Here is a 17,898-nt window from a genome sequence, read left to right as displayed (position 1 = left end):
GCCGCGCACCTTAGTCAGCCAGGGATCCCCTGCGATTGACTGTTGATCACCATGCGGGTGAGTGGGGCCGATCGGACGGAATACGACGGCTCACCGTCGCGTCCGATCGTGGTAGCGACTCGCCGATCAGGCCGCCACGCGATACGGCGGGTAGTCGTTGTAGCCCCGCGCATCGCCGCCGTAGAAGGTGGCCCGGTCGGGCGTGGCCAGCGGCCATTCGTTGCGCAGGCGCTCCACCAGGTCGGGGTTGGCGATGTAGCTCACGCCGAAGGCGGCGAGGTCGATGGCGCCGGCGGCGATCAACTGTTCTGCCCGCTCGCGGTTCATGCCGCCGGCCAGGATCAGCGCGGTCTTCGGCAGGTGGCTCTTCATGGCGCGCAGCAGGGCGTCGAAACGGGTCTCGGTGCCGACGTCGACCGTCTTCTCGCCGACCCGAAAGCCCGACTGGTCCATCAGGTGCACATAGGCCAGTCCGCGTGCGCCGAGCTCGCGCGCCAGGGCGGTGTAGGTGGCGTCGATCTCCGGATGCAGCGGCATGTCGAACAACTGGCCGTAGGGCGACAGGCGGATGGCCACACGGTTCACGCCGATGCGGGCAATGACGGCGTCGACGACCTCCAGGGTGAAGCGCAGCCGGTTCTCCAGCGTGTCGGCGGCATAGCGGTCGGTGCGGTCGTTGACCAGCGGGTTCATGAATTGCTCGTGCAGGTAGCCGTTGGCGCCGTGGATCTCCACCCCGTCGAAGCCGGCCTCGATCGCGTTGGCGGCGGCCTGGGCGAAGTCCTCGACGATGCGCGGGATTTCGTCGGTGGCGAGCTGTCGGGGCGCGGGCGTGTCGATGAGTGCCGGCACGCCGTCGGCGTCGTAGCCGAAGGCCTGGGCGCCCACGGCCTGCAGGCTGCTGGCGCTGACCGGTGTCTTGCCGTCGTCCTGGATGGAGGGATGCGACACCCGGCCCACGTGCCAGAGCTGGGCGAACATGCGACCGCCCACGGCATGCACCGAGTCGGTCACCAGACGCCAGCCGGCGATCTGCTCCGGGGTGAAGATGCCCGGATTGAACAGGTAGCCCTGGCCCTCGCGGGAGATGGGCGTGCCTTCGCTCACGATGAGGCCGGCGGTGGCGCGCTGGGCGTAGTAGAGGGCGACGCGTTCGTCGGCGATGTCGGTCGGGGCGCGCGAGCGGGTGAGCGGGGCCATCACGATGCGGTTGCGCAGGGTGGTGCCGGAGAGGTCGAAGGGTTCGAAGAGGGTGGACATGACGGGATCGCGAAGCATTTCAGAAAGGATGGGCGCGATCCTAGATTGATGCTCTCATCGACTCAATCCGGCGGAGCGACAAATATCCATTGCGATAATTGCAGCAATTCCGTTTTGGCTGATGCGATGCAACTCGACGCCCTGCGCTATTTCGTGATGGTGGGCACCACCGGCAGCTTCGTGGCAACGGCGCGGCATTTCCAGGTGTCGGCCTCGTCGGTGTCGCGCTTCGTGTCGGCGCTGGAGCGCGAGGTGGGGCAGCAACTGTTCTACCGAAACACCCGATCGGTGCGGCTGACCGAGGCCGGCGAGCGCTACCACGCGCAGGTGCGCGAGGTGCTCGACACGCTGGACATCGCGACCGAGCAGGCGTCGGGCCGGCAGGCGGGCGTGCGCGGGCTGGTGCGCATCAACGGGCCGGAGGCGCTGGGCCGGCTGCACATCGCGGCGATGGTGGACCGGCTGCAGGCGGCCTATCCGGAGCTGACGGTGGAACTCGCGCTGAGCGACGCGATGATCGACCCGGTGCTGGAGGGTTTCGACATCACGGTGCGACTGGGGCGGCTGGTCGACTCGGCGCTGATCGCGCGGCGGGTGGGCCTGCAGCGCAACATCCTCTGCGCCAGCCCGGCCTACCTGGCGCGGCACGGAACACCGACGACACCGGCCGAGCTGGAACACCACGCATGCCTGCTCTACCAGGGCCGCTCGGGTCGGCAGCGCTGGTATTTCCGGCGTGAGGGCGTGGAGGCGCCGGTGGTCGTGCAGGGCCAGGGACCGCTGCGCAGCAACAACGCCGAGGTGCTGCTCGCGGCCGCGCTCGCCGGGCGCGGGCTGGTGCTGTTTCCCACCTGGATCTTCGAGCGTGACGCCTTTCGCACCGGCCGGCTGGTGCGTCTGCTGCCGGAATGGACCGGCACGGTGGATGCCGAGCCGGCGGAGATCAACCTGCTGTCGCCGGAAAACCGGCTGCGCTCGCAGAAGGTGCGGGTGGTGCTGGATTTCCTGCTCGAGGCGATCGGCGATCCGCCCTACTGGGACGACATTTAGCCGACGTCCGCGTCTCTCTCCAATGGCCAGGGTGCCGCACCACTTCAGGGTGATGGCGCTCGGGGCGGCGCTGCCTAGAGTCGGCGGGGTGAAGCCCTACCTCCTCTCCGCCGCCGCCGGCCTGCTGGTCGGCATCGTCTACGCCGTCATCAACGTGCGCTCGCCCGCGCCGCCGGTGATCGCCCTGGTGGGCCTGCTCGGCATCCTGGTCGGCGAGCAGTTGCCGCCGCTGGCCAGGCAGTTGATGCAACGCGGCCAAAGCCCGGGGGCCTGGCTGCAGGAGCAGGTCAAGCCACACATGTTCGGCCATCTGCCGCAATGCAAGCCGCCGGCCGTCGCCGCCTCCACCAAACCCTCCCTGGAAGAACGCCACGATGGCTGATCGCACCACCCGCACCACGCCCGAACTCATCCTGCACCGCGGGCTGTTCACCACGCTCGACAAGTCGAAGCCGACCGCCAGCGCGGTGGCCATCCAGAACGGGCGATTCCGGAAGGTGGGCCAGGACCACGAGGTGCTGCCGCTGGCAGGCGCCGACACCAAGGTCATCGACCTGCGCGGCCGGCGGGTGCTGCCGGGGCTGATCGACAACCACCTGCACATCATCCGTGGCGGCCTCAACTACAACCTGGAGCTGCGCTGGGACGGCGTGCGCTCGCTGGCCGACGCGATGAACATGCTCAAGGCCCAGGTCGCGATCACGCCCGCGCCGCAGTGGGTGCGGGTGGTGGGCGGTTTCACCGAACACCAGTTCGCCGAGAAGCGCCTGCCGACGATCGACGAGATCAATGCCGCAGCGCCCGACACTCCGGTGTTCCTGCTGCACCTCTACGACCGCGCCCTGCTCAACGGTGCCGCGATGCGCGCGGTGGGCTACACCCGCGACACGCCGGCACCGCCCGGCGGCGAGATCGTGCGCGACGCCTCGGGCAACCCCACCGGCCTGCTGTTGGCCAAGCCCAACGCGGGCATCCTGTATTCGACGCTGGCCAAGGGTCCGAAGCTGCCCTACGACTACCAGCTCAATTCCACCCGCCACTTCATGCGCGAGCTGAACCGGCTTGGCGTCACCGGCGCGATCGACGCCGGCGGCGGCTTCCAGAACTATCCGGACGACTATCGCATCATCCAGGAGCTCGCCGACCAGGGGCAGCTCACCATTCGCCTCGCCTACAACCTGTTCACCCAGAAGCCAAAACAGGAGAAGGAAGACTTCCTGAACTGGACGTCCAGCGTGAAATACAAGCAGGGCGACGAGTACTTCCGCCACAACGGCGCCGGCGAGATGCTGGTGTTCTCGGCGGCCGATTTCGAGGACTTCCGCCAGCCCCGGCCGGACATGGCGCCCGAGATGGAAGGCGAGCTCGAAGAAGTGGTGCGGGTGCTGGCCGAGAACCGCTGGCCCTGGCGCCTGCACGCCACCTACGACGAAACCATCAGCCGCTCGCTCGACGTGTTCGAGAAGGTCAACCAGGACATTCCGCTCGAAGGCCTGAACTGGTTCTTCGACCACTGCGAGACGATCTCCGAGCAGTCCATCGACCGCATTGCCGCGCTCGGCGGCGGCATCGCGGTGCAGCACCGCATGGCCTACCAGGGCGAGTATTTCGTGGAGCGCTACGGCCACGGTGCGGCTGCGGCCACGCCGCCGGTGGCGCGCATGCTGGAGAAGGGCGTGAACGTGTCCGCCGGCACCGACGCCACCCGGGTGGCTTCGTACAACCCGTGGGTGGGGCTCTCGTGGCTCATCACCGGCAAGACGGTGGGCGGCATGCAGATCACGCCGCAGCGCAACTGCCTGGACCGCGAAACCGCGCTGCGCATGTACACCGAGAAAGTGACCTGGTTCTCCAACGAGGTGGGGCAGAAGGGCCGGATCGTGGAGGGCCAGCTGGCCGACCTGATCGTGCCGGACCGCGACTTCTTCGCCTGCGCCGAGTCCGACATCGCCGACACCTCCGCGCTGCTCACCGTGCTGGGCGGCAAGGTGGTGTGGGGCGCGGGCGAGTTCGCACCGCACGACGACAACCCGGTGCCGCCGGCCATGCCCGACTGGTCGCCGGTGCGGCGTTTCGGCGGCTACGGCGCCTGGGGCGACCAAAGCGCCGCGCCGCTGCAGAACGCCGCGCGCATGGCCGCGGCCTGCGCCTGCGCCAACGACTGCAACCTGCACGGCCACCAGCACGCCACCGCGTGGACGGCCAAACTGCCGATCGCCGATCTGAAGGGCTTCTGGGGCGCCCTCGGCTGCGCCTGCTGGGCGGTGTAGTGGCCGCCTTTCCCACCCGGTCCGACCCGGCCTGGAAAGCCTGGCCGCCCCGGCTGGCCTTGCTGCTGCTGTGCTCGGCCTACCTGCAGGGCGGGTGGATCAAGGCCGTCGACTTCGGTGCGGCAGTCGCGGAGATGGCGCATTTCGGTTTGGCTCCGGCGGCGCCGCTGGCCGCCGCCACCATCGCGCTGGAGCTCGGGGCTTCGGTGATGGTGATCACCGGCCTGTGGCGCTGGCTGGGCGCGCTGGCGCTGGCCGGCTTCACCCTGATGGCGACCTTTCTCGCCAACCGTTTCTGGGAGGCGTCCGGCGCCGAGCGCTTCGCCCTGGAAAACGCATTCTTCGAACACCTCGGGCTGGTCGGTGCATTCGTGCTGGTGGCCTGGCACGACCTATTCAAACGACCGCATGACGACTGAAACCCCTCCCGCCGCAAGCGCATCGGCCGGCAGCTTCGCCCCCTTGCGCCAGCCGGTCTTCGCGGTGCTGTGGGCGGCGACCGTGCTCGGCAACGTCGGCAGCTTCATGCGCGACGTGGCGAGCTCCTGGATGGTGACCGAGCTGTCGGCCAGCCCCACCGCCGTCGCGCTCATCCAGACGGCGGCCAGTCTGCCGATCTTCCTGCTGGCGATCCCCGCGGGCGTGCTGTCGGACATCCTGGACCGCCGGCGTTTTCTGATCGCCATCCAGATCCTGCTGGCCTGCGTCAGCGGCAGCCTGCTGGTGCTGTCGCGTACCGGCTCGCTGACGGTCGAATACCTGGTGGCGCTGACCTTCGTGGGCGGCATCGGCGCGGCGCTGATGGGGCCGACCTGGCAGTCGATCGTGCCGGAACTGGTGCCGCGGCAGGACCTGAAGAACGCGGTGGCGCTCAACTCGCTGGGCATCAATATTTCGCGCGCCATCGGCCCGGCGGCGGGCGGCCTGCTGCTGGCGAGCTTCGGTGCGGCGGCGGCCTATGGCGCGGACGTGGCGAGTTATGTCTTCGTGATCGCCGCGCTGCTGTGGTGGAAACGACCGCCGGCCACCGACACCGGTTTGTCGGAGCAGTTCTTCGGCGCCTTTCGCGCAGGCCTGCGCTACGCGCGTTCGAGCCGCGAGCTGCACGTGGTGCTGCTGCGGGCGGCGGTGTTCTTTCTGTTCGCCAGCTCGGTGTGGGCGCTGCTGCCGCTGGTGGCGCGCGGCATGCTGCACGGCACGGCGGGCTTCTACGGCGTCATGCTGGGCGCGGTCGGCGCCGGCGCCATCCTCGGCGCGCTGGCATTGCCGCGCATCCGCACCAGGCTCGGCGCCGACGGGCTGGTGCTGCTGTCGTCGGTGCTCAGCGCCGCGGTCATGGCCGCGCTGTCGTGGGCGCCGCCGCAGTGGCTGGCGGTGCTGCTCATGCTGGTGCTCGGCGCGGGCTGGATCATCGCGCTGACCACCTTCAACGGCGTGGCGCAGGCAGTGCTGCCCAACTGGGTGCGCGGGCGCGGCCTGGCCATCTACCTGATGGTGTTCAACGGCGCCATGGCCGGCGGCAGCCTGGCCTGGGGTTTGTTCGCGCAAGAGGTCGGCGTGCCGCGCGCGTTGCTCATCGGCGCGGCGGGCCTGGTGGTGATCTCGCTGATCTTCCACCGGGTGAAGCTGCCCACGGGCGAAGCCGATCTGCAGGCCTCCAACCACTGGCCCGAACCGCTGACCGCCGAGCCGGTGGCGCACGACCGTGGCCCGGTGCTGATCCAGATCGAATACCGGGTGCGCAAGCAGGACGTCGCCGCCTTCCTGCTGGCCATGCGACAGGTGGCGCAGGAGCGCCGCCGCGACGGTGCCTATGCCTGGGGCGTGGCCGAACACACCGCCGAGCCGGAGCGAGTGATCGAGTGGTTCATGGTGGAGTCGTGGGCCGAGCATTTGCGCCAGCACCAGCGGGTGTCCAGGGCCGACGCCGACCTGCAGGCCGAGGCCGTGCGGTTTCACCAGGGGCCTGACAGGCCGGTGGTGCACCACTTCCTGGCGCTCGACGTGAACGAGGGCCAGTCGGGCGCGGCGCATGGCTGAGGCGATCACGACGACCGCCACGGCAGGCACGGCCACGACGATCCGGCCGGGCATGCCCTTCATCGAAAAGCCGCTGCTGGCGCGGCTGTCGGTGGCCATGTTCGGCATGGTGATGGGCACTGGCGGCCTGGCCGACGCGTGGGCCAAGGCGCACGAAGTCTTCGGCGTGCCGCTGCTGGTCAGCCAGGTGCTGCTGGGCTTTGCGGTGCTGTGCTTCGGCGTGCTGGTAGTGGCGCACCTGGCCAAGCTGGGTTTTTGTTTTGCCGAGGTCGCCGAGGAGTTCGCGCATCCGGTGCGCTCCAGTTTCTTTCCGGCGATCTCGGTCGCGGCGATCGTGCTGTCGGTTGGGCTGCGGCGCTATTCGCCGGTCGGCGCGGAGGTGCTGTGGTGCCTGGGCGCGGCGATGCATTTCGTCTTCGCGATCACGCTGATCCGGCGCTGGATCCTGCATCCACAGGACGAGGGCGTGCTGACACCGGCGTGGTTCATTCCGGTGGTCGGCAACATCCTGGTGCCGGTGGGCGGCGTGCCGCTGGGCTTCGTGGAGGTCAGCTGGTTCTTCTTTTCGGTCGGGCTGATGCTGTGGCTGTCGTTCTTCACCATCGTGCTGCACCGGGTGCTGTTCGTGCCGGCGATGAGCCAGCGCAGCATGCCCACGCTGTTCATTCTGTTGGCGCCGCCGTCCATCGGGCTGTCGGCCTACCTGGCCTTCACCGGCGGGCATGCGGGCGCGCTGGGCGACATCCTCTATTGCCTGGCGCTGTTCATCGCCGTCCTGCTGGCGAGCCTGGGGCGGCACATGGCGCACGGGCCGTTTTTCATGAGCTGGTGGGCGATGACCTTCCCGGTCGACGGCTGGGCGGGCGCGTCGCTGGCCTATGCGCAGGCGCGGCCGGGCGCGTGGACCACGGCCGTCGCGGTGATAGCGCTTGTGGCGGCCACGCTCATCGTGGTCTGGGTCGGCGTGCGCACGGCCGGCCACATGGCCAGCGGCGCGGCCTTCCGCGAGGACTGAACCAGCCGTGTTCGAGCACACCGAACACCTGATTCGCCTCGGCGTGGAATGGCTGCGGCTGTTCGTCGAGGGCCTGGGCGCGGTGATCATCCTGGCGGGGCTGGTCGCGACTTTGGCGGTGCTGGCGCGCCGCCTTTCTGCCGGCGGGCGCGAAGGCTTCGGCGAAGCGCGTGTCACCTTCGCCCGCTACCTCACCCTGGCGCTGGAGCTGCAGCTGGCGGCCGACATCCTGTCGACCTCGGTGTCGCCGAGCTGGGACCAGATCGGCAAGCTCGCGGCCATCGCGGTGATCCGCACCGCGCTCAACTTCTTCTTGGCGCGCGAAATGCGCGACGAGGAACGTGCCGCCACGGCCGGAGGCGGTTAGCACCAGCCGCATTGGCACCGGTCGGCGTCCGGTTGTCACGCAACCGTCTTGAAGCCTGCCTAGTCTCGCCCGGTTACACCCGGACATAGACATGCCACAACGCTTCGACTTCTCCAAGACCCCGCCGGCCGTCGCACGACAGGCCGGCTGGACGGCCGTGCTGGCCGCCTGCGCCATCACCCTGTCGGCCTGCGGCGGCAGCAACGACCCGGACGTGTCCGGCCCGGTAACGCAGCCCGGCCAGACCGTGCTGCTGGCAGCGCCCACGCTGGCCTTCGTGTCGCCGACCGAAAGCCTGGACCTCGCCAACTACACGCTCGCCCTGCGCACCACGCTGCCGGTGGACCTGGTGTCCGGCGGCAACCAGATCGCGGCCGAAGTCTCGGCGGTGACGTACAACGAACTCACCGACAGCCTCTTCATCATCGGCGACGAAGGCAGCTACATCACCCAGCTGTCGAAGTCCGGCGCGGTCATCGACACCATGAACCTGCCGGCCGGCCTGTTCGGCGACCCGGAGGGCATCACCTGGGCGGGCGGCACGCAGTTCGTGGTGGCCAACGAGCGCGAGCGCACCGCCAACCTGGTGAGCTATGCCGGCGGCACCACGCTCGTCGCCGGCAACGTGCGCACCGTCAAGCTCGGCACCACGGTCGGCAACATCGGCCTCGAAGGCGTGAGCCGCGACCCGCTGACCGGCGGCTACATCTTCGTCAAGGAAATGACGCCGCAGGGCATCTTTCAGACCACCGTTGACTTCGCCGCCGGCACCGCGAGCAACGGCTCGGCCACCACGGTCAACTCGATCAACCTGTTCGACCCGGCCCTGATGGGCATGGACGACATCGCCGACGTACACGCGCTGTCCAACACGCTGCCGGCGACCGCGCCCGACTATGCGCACCTGATGGTGCTGGGCCAGGAAAACGGCCGCATCCTCAAGGTCGACCGCGCCGGCCGCATCTACGGCCGGCTGGACCTGCCCAACGCACCGCAGAACCTGGGCCACGAAGGCATCACCTTCGACAAGCAGCTCAACATGTACGTGACCAACGAAGCCGGCGGCGGCAGCCAGTCGCTGCCGCAGCTGTGGGTGTACCGACCCACGCGCACCGCCGCGCAGGTGGGCCTGTCGAGCAACCTCTACCTGACCTTCACCGCGCCGGTCACCGCCGGCACCGGCAACGTCACGCTGGTCGGCAGCAACGGCGAAACCCGCACCATCGCGGTCGGCGACGCCACGCAGGTGAGCGTTTCGGGCAACACCGTCAAGATCGACCCGACCGCCGACCTGACGCCCAGCGTGAGCTACAGCCTGCAGTTCGCCTCGGGTGTGTTCCGTGACGCCGCCGGCCAGGGCACCACCGCGGTGAACAGCGCGCAGACGCTCGCCTTCACAAGCGTGCCCGACACCACCGCGCCGCTGCTCTCCAGCAGCACGCCGGCCGACAACGCGTCGGCCGTCGCGGTGGCGGACAACATCGTGCTCACCTTCAACGAAACCGTTCGCGCCGGCGCCGGCACGATCACCATCACCAACGGCAGCAGCGACGTGCGCGTAATCAGCGCCGCCGACACCAGCCAGGTGACGATCAACGGCGGCACGGTCACCATCGACCCGACCGTCGACCTGACGGCCGGCACCGCCTACGTGGTGCAGGTCAGCGCCACCGCGCTGGTCGACACCGCCGGCAACGCCTTCGCCGGCATCACCGACAGCACCACGCTGAACTTCATCACCGCCGGGGCCGCGCCCTCGCTGCCCGCCTCGGTGCTGATCTCCGAGCTCAACTCCAACGCCAACGGCGGCGACTTCTTCGAGATCTACAACTACGGCACCACCCCCGCCAACCTGCTGGGCTGGCGCTGGGACGACGATTCGGCCGACACGAGCGACGCCGCGAGCGTGGCCTTCCCGGCGATCACGCTGGCACCGGGCGCCCGCCTGGTGGTGGTGGCGTCCTCGAACCTCGCCACCTTCACGACCGCATGGGGCCTGGATCCGGCCACGTTCAACGGCGTGGCGCTGGGCGGCCCGGGCCTCGGCCAGGGTGACGCGGTGGTGCTGTTCGACGACCTCGGTCGTGTGGTCGCCCGCTTCAACTACGGCACGGCCGCCATCACCGCGACCAGCGCGGCCGGCACCACCGCCGTGCCGCAGGCCGCCGCTGCCAGCGGCGTGACGCCGAACTACGGCGTGCATGCCGGCGCGGTGTTCGGCGGTTCGAGCACCAGCTCGGCCGTATGGGACGGCGTATCGACCACCGAACCGGCCTATCGCCCGGCGGCCGTCGGCGTGAACGGCGGCTTCGCCCAGCCGGCGTCGGCGACCAGCATCGGTTCGCCGGGGCTGTAAGCCGGGCAAGCGGCGCGCCGCTGCACACCCAGACCGCTCACCGCGAGGAGAGCGGCTTTTTTATGGGTGGCGAGTGCGTCGAGAGGGGCAGCGGGGCGCACGAACGCTTTCGTTAGTCGTCATAGTTTCCCTTGGAAGGCAAAAATAGCGGAAAGTATGCCGTTCCAGAAGCGCGCCTGACCTCTCTTAAAGCACTATACTTTCCCGATTTACGGCCCATGAACGGAAAGTATGGTGCGCCAATGCCACGCCTGAAACGCGCTCTCGTCCCGGCTCTTGCCAAGACCGCGACAGGTCTGGGCCAGCGTATCGAGCTCGCCCGTGCTCGCCGGGACATCTCCGCGACACTGTTCGCCGAACGTGTCGGCATCGATCCCAAGACACTCGCGCGACTGGAAGCCGGCGACCCGAACGTCTCCCTCGGCTCCTACCTGAAGGCCTTGCGGGTGCTTCGGCTCGAAGCCGACATCGACCAGGTGGCCGCCCAGGACGTGCTGGGCCAGAAGCTGCAGGACGCCCGCGCCCTGCGGGCACGCGGCCGCAAAACCTCGTCCAGCTGAACGTCCAGGAAAGAGCCGACACATGGCCAGCAGGAAACCGGCTTCCCGGCCTCATGTGGAAGTACATCTCGACGCGGCCGAGCTGAGCCCCGCCACGCACATTGGCAATCTGTTTCCCGGCCAGGAGCGCGTCGACCTGTCGCCCAGTTTCGAATACACCGCATCGTGGCTGGCATCGCCCGACGCCATCGCGATCGATCCACGGCTCGATCTGTTCGAAGGCGAGCAGCATTCGCCGGATGGCCGTGGCTTCGGTGTCTTCGCCGACTGCGCGCCCGACCGGTGGGGGCGGGTGCTGATGGAGCGGCGCGAGATCAAGTCGGCCGCCGACGAAGGCCGGCCTCGCGCCCGGATGAACGAAATGTTCTTCATGCTCGGTGTCAACGACTTCACCCGCTCCGGTGCGCTACGTTTCCGTGTGCCGCCGGGCAAGGCCTTCGTGGACGACAGCCCCTTGCCCACGCCTCCTGCGACCGACCTGCGCGAGCTGGCCATGGTCGCCCGCAAGCTCGATGGCCCGCGGCCCGAAGACCTGCCCGAATACGCGCGCTGGCTCTCGATGCTCGTGGCACCCGGCACCTCGCTCGGCGGTGCGCGACCCAAGGCCACCTACAGCGGCCAGGACGGCACCTTGTGGCTGGCCAAGTTCCCCGGCCACAACGACAGCTACGACTGGGGCAGTTGGGAATACCTCGCCTACCTGTTGGCGCGAAAGGCCGGCGTCGACATGCCCGAGGCCGAACGCGTGCTGCACGGCGACCGCTATCACACCTACCTGGTCAAGCGCTTCGATCGCGTCGGCGGCGGCGGTGGCGTCGTGCAGACGCGCCGGATGTACGCCAGCGCGATGACGCTTACCGGGCGCTGCGACGGCCAGGAAGGCGGCAGCTACCTGGATGTCGTGCAGGCACTCGAAGACCACGGCGGTGCCGGCCTCCAAGCGGATCTGGAACAGCTTTTCCGTCGCGCTTTATTCAACCTGCTCGTGGGCAACCGCGACGACCACTTGCGCAACCACGGCTTTTTGCTCGGTCGTTCGGGCTGGCGACTGGCGCCGGCGTTCGACATCAACCCCAACCCCGCAAGGGATCACCATGCACTGAGCTGGGACGGCATATCGGATGCGCCGGACGCCCAGGCCCTGCTCGCCAGCGCCGGCCTGTACCGCGTCGATGCCGCGACGGCGCGGTCGATCGTGGAGGAGGTGCGCGACGTGGTGTCAGCCTGGGCCGCCCTTGCGCGGGAGTTGGATATTCCCCGCGTCGAGATCGAACTGATGCGGCAAGCCTTCCTGGATTGATACGACGCGCAGCTCCGGGCGGCATCCACCTACACACCGTGCTTCGACCGTCCCACTCGCCCGTCCTGGCGACAGGCAGAGATTGCATCGCTCCATACCAACTCAGGAGAAGCACATGCCCGTCAAGACCCTCGAAGACCTGTTCATCCATTCGCTGTCGGACGTCTACAGCGCCGAGAAGCAGCTGACCAAGGCGCTGCCCAAGATGGCGCGAGCCGCCTCCAGCGAGGAACTCAAGACGCTGTTCACCGCCCACCTGGAGGAGACGCAAGGCCAGGTCGAGCGCATCGACCAGGTGGTGGAGGCCAGCGGCCTGAAGCTCAAGCGCATCAAGTGCGCGGCCATGGAAGGTCTGGTGGAGGAGAGCCAGGAAACCATCGAGGAAGTGGAGAAAGGCCCGGTGCTCGACGCCGGCCTGATCGCCGCCGCACAGAAAGTGGAGCACTACGAGATCGCCACCTACGGCACGCTGTGCGCCCTGGCCAAGACGCTCGGCATGGACAAACGCATCATCGAGCTGCTGCAGGACACCCTGGCCGAGGAAAAAGGCGCCGACCAGAAGCTGAGTGCCCTGGCCGCTGCCCAGGTCAACGAAACCGCCGTGGCGGCCTGAAGGAGCAGCGCCATGGGTACCTCCACAGGCGACGGGTCTCGCCCCACCACCGACGGCACGATCGACAACATCGGCGCGGGGAGTGCCTTCAACCCTTCCGGCAAAGATGCACCCGCGCCGCGCGAACGCATGGCGGAGAAGCGTTCGGATTCGCGTTCGGTAGAGGACGACGGCTCGGCGCCCTTCGGCGCGACCGAGAGCCAGGAATCGGTGAAATCCGATACCGGCAACCAGGAACCCCGAGAGCCGAAGCACCCGACCTGAGGGCCGGCGGCACAGGAAAAAGGGCGGCGCATCGGCCGCCCTTTTTTCATGCGCTTCGTCAAGCATGGCGGAGGGCTTGCCAGGTTGGTAGAGGTGCCGCAGTCACACCAGGCGCGCCGCTACCGGTGCCGGTCCAGTGCGGCCGGCAGCGGGCTTGCGCACGGCACGGACGGCGATCGCTCAGCGCTGCAGCAGGGCCAGCGCGTCTTCGGCCAGCGCGCCGGTCAGCTCGGATGCCGACATCGCGCGCCCCAGCGGCGCGGCCTGGCCGGCCCACAGCGACACGAAGTCGCCGGCGTGCTCGCCGCCTTCGGTGGCGGTCTTGAGCGGCGTCAGCGCCCCGCCGGCCGAGGGGAAGGCCGGCGCGGCGGACGACAGCGGGCCGAGCTCGCGCATCAGCCGGTTGACGATGCCGCGCGCCGGTCGCCCGGTGAAGAGGTTGGTCAACGCGGTCTGCCGTGCCATTGGCCCCGACAGCGCCGCTCGGTGCACGGCCGGCAGCCGTGCCTCGGGCGTGTGCAGGAAGGCGGTGCCGACCTGCACGGCCGATGCGCCCAGCACGAAGGCGGCGGCCACGCCCCGGCCGTCGGCGATGCCGCCGGCCGCGATCACCGGCACCCGCACCGCGTCGACCACCTGCGGCACCAGCGCGAAGGTGCCGAGCTGGCTGTAGACCTCGTCGCGCAGGAACACGCCGCGGTGGCCGCCGGCTTCGAAGCCCATGGCGATGACGGCGTCGACGCCGCGCTCTTCCAGCCAGACGGCCTCGTCGACCGTGGTGGCCGACGAGATGACCTTCGCGCCCATGGCCTTGACCCGGGCCAGCAGGTCCGGCGCGGGCAGGCCGAAATGAAAGCTCACCACTTCCGGCCGCAGTGCTTCCACCAGCGCGCAGGTGGTCGCGTCGAAAGGGTGCCGCACCGAAGCCGGCACCGGCATGTCGGGGTCGAGGCCGGCTTCGAGGTAGTAGGGCCGCAGCGCGGCGCGCCAGGCGGCGTCGCGCTCGGCATCGGGCGCGGGCGCGGTGTGGCAGAAGAAGTTGAGGTTGAGCGGCGCCTCCGAGGCCTGGCGCACCTGGGCGACTTCGGCGCGGATCTGCGCTTCGCTCAGCATCGCGCAGGGCAGGGCGCCGAGGCCGCCGGTCTGGCCGACGGCGATCGCCATCTCGTGCCAGCAAGGGCCTGCCATGGGCGCCTGCAAGATGGGCAGGGCGATGCCGAACAGGTCGAGGATGCGGGTGTCGGGCCAGGTGCTCATGGTGCTGTCTCAGGGCGTATTCGAGGTCGCCGAAGTTACCGGATTCTCGTGACCGCCCGTGGGGTATCGACCCCAATCCCCGGTCGCGAAGCCGGTTCTTCGGGCAACACCCGCTTGCGCAAAAGTCACCGGCGCGGCGCAGAATTGGACGATGCAAGCTGCCGATAGACGAGTCAACGAATTGGAGAGCCTCGCCGCGCTGAAGGCGCTGGAGGTGCTGGATACCGAACCCGAAGAAGCCTTTCAGGCGCTGGTGCAGGCGGCGTCTGCCGTATGCGAGGTGCCGATCAGCCTCATCAGCCTGATCGACGAGGAGCGCCAGTGGTTCAAGGCCAACGTGGGCTTGCCGGGCGTGGTGGAGACCCCGCGCGAACTGGCCTTCTGCGCGCACGCGGTGCTGGGCGACGAACTCTTCGAGGTGCCCGACGCCACGCTCGACCGACGTTTCCACGACAACCCGTTGGTCGCCGGCCGGCCCGACATCCGCTTCTATGCCGGCGCACCGGTCACCTTGAGCACCGGCGAGCGCATCGGCACCGTCTGCGTGATCGACCGCCAGCCGCGCCAGCTCACCGAACGCCAGCGTTTCGTGCTGGAGCAACTGGCACTGGCTGCCGGCAAGGCGCTGGAAGGGCGCGCGGCGTTGCGCAAGCTCGCCCAGCAGGCCCGCGCCCTGGCCGAGCGGGAGCGCGCGCTCGCGCTGGTGCTCGATACCGTGCCGTCGGTCATGATCTATTGGGACCGCGACCAGGTCTGCCGTTTCGCCAACCGCGCCTGCGAAGCCTGGTTCGGCCGGCCGATGGATGCCATCCTGGGCGCCCAGGCCCGCGACGTCCTGGGGCCGGTGCTCTACGCCGAAAAGCGCCATCGCCTCGACGCGGCCCTGCGCGGCGAACCGCAGCGTTTCGAGCAGACCATCGCCCGGCCCGACGGCTCGCCGCGCCACAGCCTGACTTTCCACGTACCCGACCTCCTCGACGGCGAGGTGGTCGGCACGCTGGTGCAGGTGACCGACATCACCTCGCTGAAGGAAACCGAGCAGGCCCTGCGTCGCGAGGCCGAAAGCCTGCAGCGCACCAACTGGCTGCTGCACGAAACCGCCCAGGACTTCGCCGAGGCCCAGCGGCTGGGCCGCATCGGCAGCTGGGAATGGGACTTGACGGCCGACATGACCACCTGGTCACGAGAGCTCTACCGCATCACTGGAAGGCAGCCGGGCAGCACGCCACCGTCGGTGCAGGAGCGGCTGAAATCGTTCATGCCCGGCTCGCGCGAGCGGCTTGCCGCCGCGATCGCGGATTGCCGCGAACGTGGCATTGCCTACGCTCTGGAATTGGAGTTCCGGCGCCATTCGGACGGCGAACCGCGCTGGATCGACGCGCGTGGCGCGGCCATGCGCGACGCCCACGACGCGATCGTCGCCGTGCGTGGCACGGTGCAGGACATCACCGACCAGAAGCGCGCCGAGCAGGCCTTGCGCAAGAGCCAGGAGTTTCTGGAGCGCACCGGCACGCTCGCCGGGGTCGGCGGCTGGGAGGTCGATCTGGCCAGCGAACAGGTCACCTGGTCGCCCGAGATCTGCCGGATCCACGGCGTGCCCACCGACTACCAGCCGACGCTGGAGGAGGCCTTGGCGTTCTACGAGCCGGCGTCGCAGGCGGCGGTGCAGCAGGCGGTGCGGCGGGCCATCGAGGCGGGTGAGGGCTTCGACCTGGAACTGGCCATCGTGCGCCGCGACGGCGAGGTGCGCGGCGTGCGCGTGGTGGGCTCGGCCGAAATGCGGGAGGGGGCGACGGTGCGTCTGTCCGGCGCCTCCCAGGACGTGACCGAGCGCCGCCGGCTGGCGCAGAAACTGGCGGAGCAGCACGAGTTGTTGCGGGTGACCCTGCAGTCGATCGGCGACGCGGTCATCACCACCGACCAGTTCGGCCAGGTGACCTGGCTCAACCCGGTGGCCGAACGCATGACCGGCTGGCTCGGCTCCGAGGCGCTGGGCCGGCCGGTGGCCGAGGTGTTCCACCTGGTCCACGAAGAGAGTCGCGAGGTCGCGCTGAACCCGGTGCAGGCCTGCCTGGCCGAGGGGCGCATGGTGACGCTGGCGCAGCGTTCGCTGCTGGTATCGCGCGATGGATCCGAGCGCGGCATCGAGGACTCTGCCGCGCCGATCCGCAACGATGGCGGTGACCTGCTCGGTGCGGTGCTGGTGTTCCACGACGTGTCAGAGCAGCGCCGGCTGTCGAGCGAGATGACTTACCGTGCGACCCATGACTCGTTGACCGGCCTGGTCAACCGCGCCGAGTTCGACCATCGGCTGGAGCGCACGCTGGCGCAGTCGCGCAGCAGTGATTCCGAAAACGCGCTGCTCTACATCGACCTCGACCAGTTCAAGCTGGTCAACGACTCCTGCGGCCACGCGGTGGGCGACGAGCTGCTGCAGCAGGTCTCGCGCCTGCTGCGCGAGGCGGTGCGCAGCCGCGACACCCTGGCGCGGCTCGGCGGCGACGAATTCGCGATCCTGCTGACGCACTGCAACACGGTGCAGGCGCGGCGCGTGGCACAGACCATCTGCGACCGCATGGACGTGTTCCGTTTCCTGCACGGCGACCGGCGTTTCCGGGTCGGCGCGAGCATCGGCTTGGCGCCGCTGGACCGGCGCTGGGCCAACATCGACGCGGCCAAGCAGGCCGCCGACGCCGCTTGTTTCGCGGCCAAGGAAGGCGGCCGCAACCGCGTGCACGAATGGCTGGACACCGACGCCGGCCTGCGTGCCCGCCACGGCCAGATGCAATGGGCCGCGCGCATCGAAAACGCCATCGACAACGACGAATTCGTGCTGTTCGGCCAGCGCATGCAGGCGCTGTCGGTGCCGGCCGCGGGCCTGCATGCCGAAGTGCTGCTGCGCCTGCGCGACGAGGACGGCTCGCTCATCCCGCCCGGCGCGTTTCTGCCGGCGGCCGAGCGCTTTCACCTGGCCACGCGCATCGACCGCTGGGTGGTGACGCACGCGGTGCGCTGGTTGTCGCAGCCCGAGGCGGTGCGCATGGTCGGATGCCTGCATGTCAACCTGTCGGGTCAGTCGGTGAGCGATCGCGCCTTTCACGCCTGGGTGCACACGCTGCTGATGGAGGCGGGTGACGCGATCCGCTCGCGGCTGTGCTTCGAGATCACCGAGACTTCGGCGGTCACCCACATGGCCGACGCCGCTTTGTTCGTGGACCGCATCCGCGCCGTCGGCGTGCGGGTGGCGCTGGATGATTTCGGCGCCGGCGCCTCGTCGTTCGGCTACCTGAAGAAGCTGCGGGTGGACTATCTCAAGATCGACGGCCAGTTCATCCGCGACCTGGTGACCGATCCGTTGGCCGAGGCCGCGGTGCGCTGCTTCATCGACGTGTCGCGGGTGATGGGGCTGCGTACGGTGGCCGAGTTCGTCGAGGAGCCGGCGGTGATGGCGCGTCTGGCCGACAACGGCGTGCACTTCGCGCAGGGCTACCTGGTGCATAGGCCCTCGCCGATCGACGAGCTGCTCGACTAGACGCGCTCACAGCG

Annotated in this window: 15 protein-coding genes; 13 read left to right on the top strand and 2 right to left on the bottom strand. The window is 69.0% G+C overall.

Annotation, left to right across the window (positions count from 1 at the left end):
- Positions 1-126: 126 nt before the first annotated feature.
- Positions 127-1,260, bottom strand: coding sequence for an alkene reductase (locus R9X41_RS19430; RefSeq protein ID WP_318632084.1), 1,134 nt, complete (start codon positions 1,258-1,260; stop codon positions 127-129).
- 126 nt (positions 1,261-1,386) lie between these two features.
- On the opposite strand from R9X41_RS19430, the gene R9X41_RS19425 reads away from it, so the two are divergent.
- The 12 genes from R9X41_RS19425 to R9X41_RS19370 all read left to right on the top strand — a co-directional run bounded on the left by R9X41_RS19425 (position 1,387) and on the right by R9X41_RS19370 (position 13,095).
- Positions 1,387-2,310, top strand: a complete 924-nt coding sequence (locus tag R9X41_RS19425; protein WP_318632083.1) for a LysR family transcriptional regulator — start codon at positions 1,387-1,389, stop codon at positions 2,308-2,310.
- Positions 2,311-2,398: 88 nt separating this feature from the next.
- Complete coding sequence (locus tag R9X41_RS19420; protein WP_318632082.1) at positions 2,399-2,692, top strand: XapX domain-containing protein; 294 nt, start codon at positions 2,399-2,401, stop codon at positions 2,690-2,692.
- The gene (locus R9X41_RS19415; protein ID WP_318632081.1) at positions 2,685-4,580 is read left to right on the top strand and encodes an amidohydrolase; all 1,896 of its coding nucleotides are present in this window, start codon (positions 2,685-2,687) and stop codon (positions 4,578-4,580) included. The genes R9X41_RS19420 and R9X41_RS19415 overlap by 8 nt, the downstream gene beginning before the upstream one ends.
- Positions 4,580-4,999, top strand: a complete 420-nt coding sequence (locus R9X41_RS19410) for a DoxX family protein (protein ID WP_318632080.1) — start codon at positions 4,580-4,582, stop codon at positions 4,997-4,999. The genes R9X41_RS19415 and R9X41_RS19410 overlap by 1 nt, the downstream gene beginning before the upstream one ends.
- On the top strand, positions 4,989-6,620 hold the full coding sequence (locus R9X41_RS19405) for an MFS transporter (RefSeq protein WP_318632079.1): 1,632 nt from the start codon (positions 4,989-4,991) through the stop codon (positions 6,618-6,620). Before R9X41_RS19410 ends, R9X41_RS19405 begins: the two co-directional genes overlap by 11 nt.
- Positions 6,613-7,635 carry an SLAC1 anion channel family protein gene (locus R9X41_RS19400; protein WP_318632078.1) on the top strand — a complete coding sequence of 341 codons (1,023 nt, stop codon included), beginning with the start codon at positions 6,613-6,615 and terminating at the stop codon, positions 7,633-7,635. The genes R9X41_RS19405 and R9X41_RS19400 overlap by 8 nt, the downstream gene beginning before the upstream one ends.
- 7 nt (positions 7,636-7,642) lie before the next feature.
- Complete coding sequence (locus R9X41_RS19395; protein ID WP_318632077.1) at positions 7,643-8,002, top strand: DUF1622 domain-containing protein; 360 nt, start codon at positions 7,643-7,645, stop codon at positions 8,000-8,002.
- 91 nt (positions 8,003-8,093) lie between these two features.
- Entirely contained in the window at positions 8,094-10,358 is a 2,265-nt protein-coding gene (locus tag R9X41_RS19390) for an SdiA-regulated domain-containing protein (protein ID WP_318632076.1), read from the top strand.
- A 242-nt stretch (positions 10,359-10,600) separates the two neighbouring features.
- On the top strand, positions 10,601-10,918 hold the full coding sequence (locus R9X41_RS19385; protein WP_318632075.1) for a helix-turn-helix transcriptional regulator: 318 nt from the start codon (positions 10,601-10,603) through the stop codon (positions 10,916-10,918).
- 22 nt (positions 10,919-10,940) lie between these two features.
- Positions 10,941-12,218, top strand: coding sequence for a type II toxin-antitoxin system HipA family toxin (locus R9X41_RS19380; RefSeq protein WP_318632074.1), 1,278 nt, complete (start codon positions 10,941-10,943; stop codon positions 12,216-12,218).
- Positions 12,219-12,333: 115 nt separating this feature from the next.
- Positions 12,334-12,831 (top strand): YciE/YciF ferroxidase family protein, encoded by a 498-nt coding sequence (locus tag R9X41_RS19375; RefSeq protein ID WP_318632073.1) that lies wholly within the window; start codon positions 12,334-12,336, stop codon positions 12,829-12,831.
- Between the two features lie 12 nt (positions 12,832-12,843).
- Positions 12,844-13,095 carry a hypothetical protein gene (locus R9X41_RS19370; protein WP_318632072.1) on the top strand — a complete coding sequence of 84 codons (252 nt, stop codon included), beginning with the start codon at positions 12,844-12,846 and terminating at the stop codon, positions 13,093-13,095.
- Between the two features lie 180 nt (positions 13,096-13,275).
- Here the strand turns inward: R9X41_RS19370 and R9X41_RS19365 are convergent, their stop codons facing one another.
- On the bottom strand, positions 13,276-14,352 hold the full coding sequence (locus R9X41_RS19365; RefSeq protein ID WP_318632071.1) for an NAD(P)H-dependent flavin oxidoreductase: 1,077 nt from the start codon (positions 14,350-14,352) through the stop codon (positions 13,276-13,278).
- A gap of 151 nt (positions 14,353-14,503) precedes the next feature.
- On the opposite strand from R9X41_RS19365, the gene R9X41_RS19360 reads away from it, so the two are divergent.
- Positions 14,504-17,884: an EAL domain-containing protein gene (locus R9X41_RS19360; protein ID WP_318632070.1), complete on the top strand. Its 3,381-nt coding sequence runs from the start codon at positions 14,504-14,506 to the stop codon at positions 17,882-17,884.
- The last annotated feature ends 14 nt before the right edge of the window (positions 17,885-17,898 follow it).

This window comes from Xylophilus sp. GOD-11R, from assembly GCF_033546935.1.
Taxonomy (GTDB): domain Bacteria; phylum Pseudomonadota; class Gammaproteobacteria; order Burkholderiales; family Burkholderiaceae_C; genus Xylophilus.
Note: the sequence above shows the minus strand (reverse complement) of the source record. Positions and strands in the feature narration are given on the sequence as shown.

What these genes read in the sequence shown, in the direction of transcription:
- R9X41_RS19430 (WP_318632084.1), bottom strand. Translation starts at nt 1,260, where the DNA reads ATGTCCACCCTCTTCGAACCCTTCGACCTCTCCGGCACCACCCTGCGC.
- R9X41_RS19425 (WP_318632083.1), top strand. Translation starts at nt 1,387, where the DNA reads ATGCAACTCGACGCCCTGCGCTATTTCGTGATGGTGGGCACCACCGGC.
- R9X41_RS19415 (WP_318632081.1), top strand. Translation starts at nt 2,685, where the DNA reads ATGGCTGATCGCACCACCCGCACCACGCCCGAACTCATCCTGCACCGC.
- R9X41_RS19405 (WP_318632079.1), top strand. Translation starts at nt 4,989, where the DNA reads ATGACGACTGAAACCCCTCCCGCCGCAAGCGCATCGGCCGGCAGCTTC.
- R9X41_RS19400 (WP_318632078.1), top strand. Translation starts at nt 6,613, where the DNA reads ATGGCTGAGGCGATCACGACGACCGCCACGGCAGGCACGGCCACGACG.
- R9X41_RS19390 (WP_318632076.1), top strand. Translation starts at nt 8,094, where the DNA reads ATGCCACAACGCTTCGACTTCTCCAAGACCCCGCCGGCCGTCGCACGA.
- R9X41_RS19385 (WP_318632075.1), top strand. Translation starts at nt 10,601, where the DNA reads ATGCCACGCCTGAAACGCGCTCTCGTCCCGGCTCTTGCCAAGACCGCG.
- R9X41_RS19380 (WP_318632074.1), top strand. Translation starts at nt 10,941, where the DNA reads ATGGCCAGCAGGAAACCGGCTTCCCGGCCTCATGTGGAAGTACATCTC.
- R9X41_RS19375 (WP_318632073.1), top strand. Translation starts at nt 12,334, where the DNA reads ATGCCCGTCAAGACCCTCGAAGACCTGTTCATCCATTCGCTGTCGGAC.
- R9X41_RS19370 (WP_318632072.1), top strand. Translation starts at nt 12,844, where the DNA reads ATGGGTACCTCCACAGGCGACGGGTCTCGCCCCACCACCGACGGCACG.
- R9X41_RS19365 (WP_318632071.1), bottom strand. Translation starts at nt 14,352, where the DNA reads ATGAGCACCTGGCCCGACACCCGCATCCTCGACCTGTTCGGCATCGCC.
- R9X41_RS19360 (WP_318632070.1), top strand. Translation starts at nt 14,504, where the DNA reads ATGCAAGCTGCCGATAGACGAGTCAACGAATTGGAGAGCCTCGCCGCG.